Origin of the sequence: Paraburkholderia gardini (genome assembly GCF_907164575.1) — a bacterium.
Classification (GTDB): Bacteria; Pseudomonadota; Gammaproteobacteria; order Burkholderiales; family Burkholderiaceae; genus Paraburkholderia; species Paraburkholderia gardini.
Window position 1 is genome coordinate 25,949 of record NZ_CAJQYY010000042.1, and the last position, 9,835, is coordinate 35,783.

The window sequence follows — 9,835 nt, forward strand, 5'->3', positions numbered from 1 at the left end:
ATTAGTTGCGGTCGAGGTCGATGTCGATACCCAGCGAGCGGATTTCCTTCACGAGCACGTTGAAGGATTCCGGCATGCCAGCATCGATCACGTGATCGCCCTTGACCAGGTTCTCGTACACCTTGGTCCGGCCTGTCACGTCATCCGACTTCACCGTCAGCATTTCCTGCAGCACGTACGATGCGCCGTACGCTTCGAGCGCCCACACTTCCATTTCACCGAAACGCTGGCCACCGAACTGCGCCTTACCACCCAGCGGCTGCTGCGTGACGAGCGAGTACGGACCGGTCGAACGTGCGTGCATCTTGTCGTCGACCAAGTGGTGCAGTTTCAGGTAGTGCATGTAGCCCACCGTCACCGTACGTTCGAACATCTCGCCCGTGCGGCCGTCGTACAGACGAACCTGATTCTTCGACGGCGTCATGCCGAGGTTCTTCGCGATGTCGTCCGGGAACGCCAGATCCAGCGCGCGCGACATTTCTTCTTCCGTCGCACCGTCGAACACCGGCGTGGCAAACGGAACGCCTTCGCGCAGGTTCTTCGCCAGTTCGACGATTTCGTCGTCCGTGAAGGTATCCAGCTCTTCAGCGCGGCCCGACTCGTTGTAGATCTTGGTCAGGAATTCGCGCAGTTCAGCGATCTTCGCCTGACGCTGCAGCATTTCGCCGATACGCCAGCCGAGACCCTTCGCGGCCCAACCCAGATGCACTTCGAGAACCTGACCCACGTTCATCCGCGACGGCACGCCGAGCGGATTCAGCACGACGTCAGCCGGACGGCCATCGGCCATGTACGGCATGTCTTCGATCGGAACGATCTTCGACACGACACCCTTGTTACCGTGACGGCCGGCCATCTTGTCGCCAGGCTGCAGGCGGCGCTTGACTGCCAGGTACACCTTGACCATCTTCAGCACGCCCGGCGGCAGTTCGTCGCCTTGCGTGAGCTTCTTGCGCTTTTCTTCGAACGCGAGATCGAACTGGTGACGCTTCTGTTCGATCGAGTCCTTGATGGCTTCGAGCTGTGCGGCTGCTTCTTCGTCCGCGAGGCGGATGTCGAACCAGTGGTAATGGTCGAGATCTTCCAGGTAGGCCTGTTCGATCTTCGTACCCTTCGCGAGCTTCTTCGGACCGCCGTTCGCGACCTTGCCGGTCAGCATACGTGCGAGACGCTGGAACGCGTCGCCTTCCACGATACGCAGCTGGTCGTTCAGGTCGAGGCGATAGCGTTTCAGTTCATCGTCGATGATCTGTTGCGCACGCTTGTCGCGCTGAATGCCTTCACGCGTGAACACCTGCACGTCGATGACCGTGCCGCTCATGCCCGACGGCACGCGCAGCGACGTGTCCTTCACGTCCGAAGCCTTTTCACCGAAGATCGCGCGCAGCAGCTTTTCTTCCGGCGTCAGCTGGGTTTCGCCCTTCGGCGTGACCTTGCCAACCAGCACGTCGCCTGCTTCGACTTCAGCGCCGATGTAGACGATGCCCGACTCATCGAGACGGCCGAGTTGCACTTCAGCCAGGTTCGAGATGTCGCGCGTGATTTCTTCCGGTCCGAGCTTCGTATCGCGAGCTACGACGTTCAGTTCTTCGATGTGGATCGACGTGTAACGGTCGTCCGCAACCACCTTCTCCGAGATCAGGATCGAATCTTCGAAGTTGTAGCCGTTCCACGGCATGAACGCGACCAGCATGTTCTGGCCGAGTGCCAGTTCGCCGAGGTCGGTCGATGCACCGTCAGCCAGCACGTCGCCACGCGACACGATGTCGCCGACCTTCACGATCGGGCGCTGGTTGATGTTCGTGTTCTGGTTCGAACGCGTGTACTTGATCAGGTTGTAGATGTCCACGCCGACGTCGCCAGCAACGGCTTCGTCGTCGTTCACGCGGATCACCATGCGGCCTGCGTCGACGTAATCCACCACGCCACCGCGGAATGCCTGAACGGTCGTACCCGAGTCGACTGCCACCGTGCGTTCGATACCCGTACCGACCACGGCCTTTTCAGGACGCAGACACGGCACAGCCTGACGCTGCATGTTCGACCCCATCAACGCGCGGTTCGCGTCATCGTGCTCGAGGAACGGAATCAGCGAAGCAGCCACCGACACGATCTGCGACGGCGCCACGTCCATGTACTGGATGCGGTCCGGCGTGACCATCAGCGTTTCGCCCGCTTCACGCGACGACACCAGTTCGTCGGTCAGCGTGCCGTCTTCAGCCACAGCCGCGTTCGCCTGGGCGATCACGTAACGGCCTTCTTCGATCGCCGACAGATAGTCGATCTGATCCGTCACCTTGCTGTCCACGACCTTGCGATACGGCGTTTCGAGGAAGCCGTATTCGTTCAGGTGCGCATACAGTGCGAGCGAGTTGATCAGGCCGATGTTCGGACCTTCCGGCGTTTCAATCGGGCACACGCGGCCATAGTGGGTCGGGTGCACGTCGCGGACTTCAAAGCCAGCGCGCTCACGCGTCAAACCGCCCGGGCCAAGAGCCGATACACGGCGCTTGTGGGTGATTTCCGACAGCGGGTTCGTCTGGTCCATGAACTGCGACAGCTGCGACGAACCGAAGAACTCGCGAATCGCCGACGAAATCGGCTTCGAGTTGATCAGGTCGTGCGGCATCAGGTTTTCGCTTTCAGCCTGACCCAGACGCTCCTTCACCGCGCGTTCGACACGCACGAGCCCTGCGCGGAACTGGTTTTCCGCCAGTTCGCCGACGCAACGCACGCGACGATTGCCCAGGTGATCGATGTCGTCGACTTCGCCCTTGCCGTTACGCAGTTCGACGAGAATCTTGATCGTCGCGAGGATGTCGTCATCCTGCAGCGTCATCGGTCCGATGATTTCATCGCGACCAACGCGGCGATTGAACTTCATACGACCCACCTTCGAGAGGTCGTACGCGTCTTCGCTGTAGAACAGACGGTTGAACAGCGCCTCGACTGCTTCTTCAGTCGGCGGTTCGCCCGGACGCATCATGCGATAGATCGCGATGCGTGCAGCCATACGGTCGGCGGTTTCGTCGATTCGCAGCGTCGACGAAATGTACGGCCCCTGATCCAGATCGTTCGTGTAGAGCGTCTGAATGTCCTTCACCTTCGATTCGCGCAGCTTTTCCAGCACGGTCTCGGTGATTTCGTCGTTCGCGTTCGCGATGACTTCACCCGTTTCGCCGTCGACGACATTCTTCGCCAGCGTGCGACCGAGCAAATAGTCCTCCGGAACCGAAATGAACTTCGTCTTCGCGTTTTCGAGGTCGCGAATGTGCTTGGCGTTGATCCGCTTGTCCTTCTGGACGATCACGTTGCCATCACGATCCGAGATATCGAAACGTGCGACTTCACCACGCAAACGCTCCGGCACGAATTCCATCTGCGCGCCTTCCGGCATCAGCGTGAAATTGTCGAACACGAAGAAGTTCGCGAGGATCTGTTCCGGCGTGAGGCCGATGGCCTTCAGCAGAATCGTGACCGGCATCTTGCGGCGACGGTCGACGCGGAAATACAGCACGTCCTTCGGGTCGAACTCGAAATCGAGCCACGAACCACGGTAAGGAATGATACGTGCCGAGAACAGGAGCTTGCCCGAGCTGTGCGTCTTGCCCTTGTCGTGTTCGAAGAACACGCCCGGCGAACGGTGCAGCTGCGAAACGATCACGCGTTCCGTACCGTTGATGACGAACGAACCGGTCGGCGTCATGAGCGGAATTTCGCCCATGTACACTTCCTGCTCTTTCACTTCCTTGACGACCGGCTTGCTCGGTGATTCCTTGTCGTGCAGGACGAGACGCACTTTCGCGCGCAGGGCCGAGCAGTACGTCAAACCGCGCTGCTGACATTCCTTGATGTTGAATGCCGGCGGCGACAGCATGTAGCTGACGAACTCCAGACGAGCGAAACCGTTATGGGAAACAATAGGGAAAACCGACGTGAACGCGGCTTGCAGACCTTCCGGTTTGCGTTGCGTCGACGACGTGTCAGCTTGCAGAAACGTGCTGAATGATTCAAGCTGGGTAGCCAGCAGGAAAGGAACCTGGTGAACGATGGGGCGCTTCGCAAAACTCTTGCGAATACGCTTCTTCTCGGTGAAGGAATATTGCATACGATCTCCGAATCACGGCGGGCATTGTTGTCGAGGCAGGATACCTTGATGAGACAACCCGAGTGTTCACCGACTGAGACCCGATGGCCGTCCGATGATGGCTTGAACGAGCCTGAAAGCTTGGTGGTTGGCCGCTACCAACCGCTGGCTGACGGCAGCGGATGCCTGTGTTGCCCGCTACCCGACCAAACTTGCCTTCTGCAGTCGCTTCAGAAGACAAAGAAAAACACCAGTCAATGTTACCGAAGGGCGATTTTCTTTGGCTTCTGGGGCCTCGCTTTTACCGAAAAATTCTGGCAAAAACTTTGTCCCCAAAAAGCACAAAAAGGCCGGCGGTGGAAAACCGCCAGCCTTCGCACAGCGCGCTGAAACTTACTTGATTTCAGCCTTCGCGCCGGCTTCTTCCAGCTTCTTCTTGGCTTCTTCAGCAGCAGCCTTCGGTACCGATTCCTTAACAGGCTTCGGTGCGCCGTCGACCAGGTCCTTCGCTTCCTTCAGGCCGAGACCCGTCAGTTCGCGAACGGCCTTAATGACCGAAACCTTGTTCGCGCCGACTTCCGTCAGGTTGACCGTGAATTCGGTTTGCTCTTCAGCAACGGCTGCAGCGCCGCCGCCTGCCGGGCCTGCCACTGCAACAGCAGCTGCCGACACGCCAAACTTCTCTTCGAACGCCTTGACCAGTTCGTTCAGTTCCAGAACCGACATCGAGCTTACGGCTTCGAGGATGTCATCTTTTGCGATTGCCATTTGAAATACTCCTAAATTGAATTCGGATACAGCCAGCGATCAGTTACGCCCAACTGAAATGCGTTAAGCCGCTTCGCCTTGTTTCTTTTCAGCCAGCGCGGCCAGAGCGCGCGCGAAGCCAGAAACAGGTGCTTGCATAACGTAGAGCAGCTTGGAGAGCAGTTCTTCGCGGCTCGGAATGTTGGCAAGCGCTTGCACGCCGGCCTTGTCCATCACGTTGCCGTCAAAAGAACCAGCCTTGATGATCAACTTGTCATTGCCCTTCGCGAAGTCATTGACGACCTTCGCAGCAGCAATCGCATCTTCCGAGATGCCGTAGATCAACGGGCCGGTCATCTGCTCTGCCAGCGGAGCGAACGGGGTACCTTCGACAGCGCGACGCGCCAGCGTGTTCTTCAACACGCGCAAGTACACCTGTTGCTCGCGCGCTTTCGCGCGCAGCTTGGTCAGATCGCCAACCGCAATCCCACGATACTCAGCCAGAACGACGGTCTGGGCTTTCGCGACTTGCGCGGAAACCTCAGCGACGACGGCCTGCTTACTTTCTTTGTTGAGTGGCACGGTTAGCCTCCAGATTCGATACACGTGGCGGTTGCCTTGTGTACCGCGTTCAACAACGGCGTCCGACGTGTCAGGAGTATTTCAGCCAGTTGGGTGTCCGCAGCATTGCGAACGACAACCGGCATCACCACTACAAAACTATTTCGGGTTCGCCATCTGCGTTGGCTTTGCATTAAGGGAGCGCCTGCTTGCAGCGATCCCGCCAACGGTCTTTGATAACCGGCCGTTCGATGCAAACTGCCATCTCACGACCGCCCAAAGCCCATAAACCCGCTGCAGCTTGCGCCGCAACGGAAGAATTCCTTACTGTGCTGCGAGTGTTGCCTGATCGACGCGGACACCCACGCCCATCGTGCTCGACAGCGCGACCTTACGCAGATAAACGCCCTTGCTCGTGGCCGGCTTGGCCTTTTGCAGTGCGTCGACCAGCGCATTCAGGTTGCTACGCAGAGCCGTCGACTCGAACGAAGCACGCCCGATCGTCGCGTGGATGATACCGCCCTTGTCGACGCGGAACTGAACTTGACCAGCCTTTGCGTTCTTGACTGCGGTAGCCACATCCGGCGTAACCGTACCGACCTTCGGATTCGGCATCAGGCCGCGGGGACCGAGGATCTGGCCCAGCGTACCGACAACGCGCATCGTGTCCGGCGAAGCGATCACGATGTCGAAGTTCAGGTTACCGGCCTTGACCTGTTCTGCCAGATCTTCCATACCGACGATTTCCGCGCCGGCTGCACGAGCCTGTTCGGCTTTCTCGCCCTGCGCGAACACAGCAACGCGAACCGACTTACCCGTACCTGCGGGCAGAACAACCGAGCCGCGAACGACCTGGTCCGACTTCTTCGCATCGATGCCGAGTTGCACTGCGACGTCGATCGATTCATCGAACTTCGCGCTTGCGCATTCCTTCACGAGCGACAGGGCTTCATCGATCGCGTACAGCTTCTGGCGATCAATCCTGGCTGCAAATGCTTGCAGACGCTTCGAAAGCTTGGCCATTTACACGCCCTCCACGGTGATGCCCATCGAGCGGGCGCTACCAGCGATTGTGCGGACCGCTGCATCAAGATCAGCTGCCGTAAGGTCAGGCATCTTGGTTTTGGCGATGTCTTCAGCTTGAGCGCGCGTGATCTTGCCGACCTTGTCGGTATGCGGCTTGGCCGAACCCTTGTCGATCTTCGCTGCCTTCTTGATCAGAACCGTAGCCGGCGGCGTCTTCAGAACGAACGTGAAGCTCTTGTCGGCGAATGCAGTGATCACGACCGGAATCGGCAGACCCGGTTCCATCGCTTGAGTCTGCGCGTTAAACGCCTTGCAGAACTCCATGATGTTCAGACCGCGCTGACCCAGTGCCGGACCGACCGGCGGCGACGGGTTGGCTTTACCTGCAGGAATCTGCAGCTTGATAAAGCCGATGATTTTCTTTGCCATTTGGAAAACCTCGTTGGAACGCATGAGCGTTCAGATGAGTGGTAGCGCGCTTTCGCCGTGAATCAGGCTACTGACGCTCCTCAACGGCCATTGCGCGGACCGTAAGCGCGAAATACGGGTCACGCCAGCTAGCGAGACCCGTAGAATCTGATTTACAGCTTTTCGACCTGCCCGAATTCGAGCTCAACAGGTGTTGCCCGCCCAAAAATCGTGACGGACACACGGACGCGCGATTTTTCGTAGTTCACTTCTTCGACGCTGCCATTGAAGTCCGTGAACGGACCATCCTTCACGCGGACCATCTCGCCCACTTCGAACAGGGTCTTCGGGCGTGGCTTTTCCACGCCTTCCTGCATCTGCGACATGATCTTTTCGACTTCCCTCGGGGAAATCGGACTCGGACGGTTACGCGCACCGCCCACAAAGCCGGTCACCTTCGCCGTGTTCTTCACGAGATGCCATGTTTCGTCGGTCATTTCCATTTCGACGAGCACGTAACCCGGGAAGAAACGACGCTCAGTAACGGACTTGTGGCCACCCTTCACCTCCACAACCTCTTCGGTTGGGACGAGGATCTGACCAAACTTGTCCTGCATGCCGGCACGATCGATGCGCTCCTGAAGCGCACGTTGCACGCTCTTTTCCATGCCGGAATAGGCGTGCACGACGTACCAACGTTTACCACTCGGAGATGCCGGCGTATCGCTCATATCATTTCCAACCCAGAATCACCGAGAAAATCACCCATTCAATGGATTTATCGCTAATCCAGAGAAACAGCGCCATAACCAGCACAAACCCGAAGACCACGAGAGTCGTCTGCGTCGCCTCTTTGCGAGTCGGCCAGACAACCTTGCGAACTTCCTTGTACGAGTCCTTGGCGAAGGCGATGAAACCCTTACCGGGGGCAGAGACAAGACCGACTGCGACACCAGCGATAGCGCCAACAGCCAGAGCCGCTCCGCGGATGTACCATTCCTGGCCGCCAAGCCAGAAGAACCCCACGAACCCGGCCAAGACCAGCAATACGCCGGCGATCAACATCAGCTTGTCGCCAGAAGTATTTACAGTTTCGACGGAAGGATTCGCCATAACACCTTAACGTGCGCCACATGCGGCGCGAGAATTTGGCAGGGGCAGAGGGAATCGAACCCCCAACCTTCGGTTTTGGAGACCGACGCTCTGCCAGTTGAGCTATACCCCTAAACCATTTTGGGGTTGACGGTATCGCCAACCCCGAAAACATCAAGACCTACGAGAAGTAACTGGCTTACTCGAGGATCTTTGCGACGACACCGGCGCCGACGGTACGGCCACCTTCACGGATGGCGAAGCGCAGGCCTTCTTCCATCGCGATCGGGTTGATCAGCTTCACCGTAATCGACACGTTGTCGCCCGGCATGACCATTTCCTTGTCCTTCGGCAACTCGATCGAGCCCGTCACGTCCGTCGTACGGAAGTAGAACTGCGGACGATAGTTGTTGAAGAACGGCGTATGACGGCCACCTTCGTCCTTGCTCAGCACATACACCTCAGCCGTAAAGTGCGTGTGCGGGTTGATCGAACCCGGCTTGGCCAGCACCTGGCCACGCTCCACGTCTTCACGTTTCGTGCCGCGCAGCAGGATACCCACGTTGTCGCCCGCCTGACCCTGGTCGAGCAGCTTGCGGAACATTTCCACGCCCGTGCAGGTCGTCTTCACCGTCGGCTTGATACCCACGATTTCGATTTCTTCGCCGACCTTCACCACGCCGCGCTCAACCCGACCCGTCACCACCGTGCCGCGACCCGAGATCGAGAACACGTCTTCCACCGGCATCAGGAACGCGCCATCCACTGCGCGCTCCGGCGTCGGGATGTACGTGTCCAGCGCATCAGCCAGGTTCATGATCGCCACTTCGCCCAGCTCGCCCGTGTCGCCTTCCAGCGCCAGCTTGGCCGAACCCTTGATGATCGGCGTGTCGTCGCCCGGGAAGTCGTACTTCGACAGCAGCTCGCGCACTTCCATCTCGACGAGTTCCAGCAACTCGGCGTCGTCCACCATGTCGCACTTGTTCAGGAACACGATGATGTACGGCACACCGACCTGACGCGCCAGCAGGATGTGCTCACGCGTTTGCGGCATCGGGCCGTCTGCAGCCGAGCACACCAGGATCGCGCCGTCCATCTGCGCTGCGCCCGTGATCATGTTCTTCACATAGTCAGCGTGGCCCGGGCAGTCGACGTGCGCGTAGTGGCGGTTCGCCGTTTCATACTCAACGTGCGCTGTGTTGATCGTGATGCCACGCGCCTTTTCTTCCGGCGCCGCGTCGATCTGGTCGTACGCCTTCGCTTCGCCACCAAACTTCTTGGTCAGCACCGTCGTGATCGCTGCCGTCAGCGTGGTCTTGCCGTGGTCAACGTGACCGATCGTGCCGACGTTCACGTGCGGCTTGGTCCGCTCAAACTTGCCTTTGGCCATTTTCGACTCCTAAGAGGATTTTTCCGTACGTTGCGCCGGGCGCAAACAATCACCGATTACCGCTGGTGCCCATGGGCAGGATCGAACTGCCGACCTCTCCCTTACCAAGGGAGTGCTCTACCACTGAGCCACATGGGCGCTACTTCTTGACGCTGGAGCGGGTGAAGGGAATCGAACCCTCGTCGTAAGCTTGGAAGGCTTCTGCTCTACCATTGAGCTACACCCGCACTGGCCCATCGATTCCCAACTGCTTCAACTTGCATTCTGGTGGAGGAGGTTGGATTCGAACCAACGTAGGCGTAAGCCAACAGATTTACAGTCTGCCCCCTTTAGCCACTCGGGCACCCCTCCGCAGAGAACTGATGATTGTGGGGGAACATCATCTTGTTGTCAAGCGCTGCCTGACTGTTCCAAACCCACTAGTTCTCACTTATAAGTGATGGCGGTGTAAACGCAGAAACCCCACCTTTTTGGGGTGGGGTTTCTGTTGCTGCTGGGGAGCCTGACGATTACCTACTTTCACA

General features: G+C 58.4%; 8 protein-coding genes and 4 tRNA genes. All 12 read right to left on the reverse strand.

Annotated features, from left to right (window positions below; all coding sequences use genetic code 11):
* Position 1: 1 nt before the first annotated feature.
* Positions 2-4,108 carry a DNA-directed RNA polymerase subunit beta gene (gene rpoB, locus LPA34_RS25455; protein WP_228983639.1) on the reverse strand — a complete coding sequence of 1,369 codons (4,107 nt, stop codon included), beginning with the start codon at positions 4,106-4,108 and terminating at the stop codon, positions 2-4.
* A 372-nt stretch (positions 4,109-4,480) separates the two neighbouring features.
* Positions 4,481-4,855, reverse strand: a complete 375-nt coding sequence (gene rplL / locus LPA34_RS25460; RefSeq protein WP_228882677.1) for a 50S ribosomal protein L7/L12 — start codon at positions 4,853-4,855, stop codon at positions 4,481-4,483.
* A gap of 63 nt (positions 4,856-4,918) precedes the next feature.
* Positions 4,919-5,416: a 50S ribosomal protein L10 gene (gene rplJ / locus LPA34_RS25465; protein ID WP_228882685.1), complete on the reverse strand. Its 498-nt coding sequence runs from the start codon at positions 5,414-5,416 to the stop codon at positions 4,919-4,921.
* Positions 5,417-5,719: 303 nt separating this feature from the next.
* On the reverse strand, positions 5,720-6,418 hold the full coding sequence (rplA, locus tag LPA34_RS25470; protein ID WP_228983641.1) for a 50S ribosomal protein L1: 699 nt from the start codon (positions 6,416-6,418) through the stop codon (positions 5,720-5,722).
* The gene (gene rplK, locus LPA34_RS25475) at positions 6,419-6,850 is read right to left on the reverse strand and encodes a 50S ribosomal protein L11 (RefSeq protein WP_025496715.1); all 432 of its coding nucleotides are present in this window, start codon (positions 6,848-6,850) and stop codon (positions 6,419-6,421) included. It abuts the gene before it with no gap.
* A gap of 152 nt (positions 6,851-7,002) precedes the next feature.
* Positions 7,003-7,560: a transcription termination/antitermination protein NusG gene (nusG, locus tag LPA34_RS25480; RefSeq protein ID WP_027797944.1), complete on the reverse strand. Its 558-nt coding sequence runs from the start codon at positions 7,558-7,560 to the stop codon at positions 7,003-7,005.
* A gap of 1 nt (position 7,561) precedes the next feature.
* A complete protein-coding gene (gene secE, locus LPA34_RS25485; protein ID WP_228983643.1) occupies positions 7,562-7,942 on the reverse strand; it encodes a preprotein translocase subunit SecE in 381 nt (126 codons plus the stop codon).
* Positions 7,943-7,978: 36 nt separating this feature from the next.
* Positions 7,979-8,054 (reverse strand) — tRNA-Trp (locus tag LPA34_RS25490).
* A gap of 66 nt (positions 8,055-8,120) precedes the next feature.
* Complete coding sequence (gene tuf, locus LPA34_RS25495; RefSeq protein WP_063497539.1) at positions 8,121-9,311, reverse strand: elongation factor Tu; 1,191 nt, start codon at positions 9,309-9,311, stop codon at positions 8,121-8,123.
* 63 nt (positions 9,312-9,374) lie between these two features.
* A tRNA-Thr gene (locus tag LPA34_RS25500) sits at positions 9,375-9,449 on the reverse strand.
* Between the two features lie 15 nt (positions 9,450-9,464).
* Positions 9,465-9,538: transfer RNA gene (locus tag LPA34_RS25505), tRNA-Gly, on the reverse strand.
* A 38-nt stretch (positions 9,539-9,576) separates the two neighbouring features.
* Positions 9,577-9,662, reverse strand: a tRNA-Tyr gene (locus LPA34_RS25510).
* Positions 9,663-9,835 lie beyond the last annotated feature (173 nt).

What these genes read in the sequence shown, in the direction of transcription:
- tuf (WP_063497539.1), bottom strand. Translation starts at nt 9,311, where the DNA reads ATGGCCAAAGGCAAGTTTGAGCGGACCAAGCCGCACGTGAACGTCGGC.
- rplK (WP_025496715.1), bottom strand. Translation starts at nt 6,850, where the DNA reads ATGGCAAAGAAAATCATCGGCTTTATCAAGCTGCAGATTCCTGCAGGT.
- rpoB (WP_228983639.1), bottom strand. Translation starts at nt 4,108, where the DNA reads ATGCAATATTCCTTCACCGAGAAGAAGCGTATTCGCAAGAGTTTTGCG.
- rplA (WP_228983641.1), bottom strand. Translation starts at nt 6,418, where the DNA reads ATGGCCAAGCTTTCGAAGCGTCTGCAAGCATTTGCAGCCAGGATTGAT.
- rplL (WP_228882677.1), bottom strand. Translation starts at nt 4,855, where the DNA reads ATGGCAATCGCAAAAGATGACATCCTCGAAGCCGTAAGCTCGATGTCG.
- secE (WP_228983643.1), bottom strand. Translation starts at nt 7,942, where the DNA reads ATGGCGAATCCTTCCGTCGAAACTGTAAATACTTCTGGCGACAAGCTG.
- nusG (WP_027797944.1), bottom strand. Translation starts at nt 7,560, where the DNA reads ATGAGCGATACGCCGGCATCTCCGAGTGGTAAACGTTGGTACGTCGTG.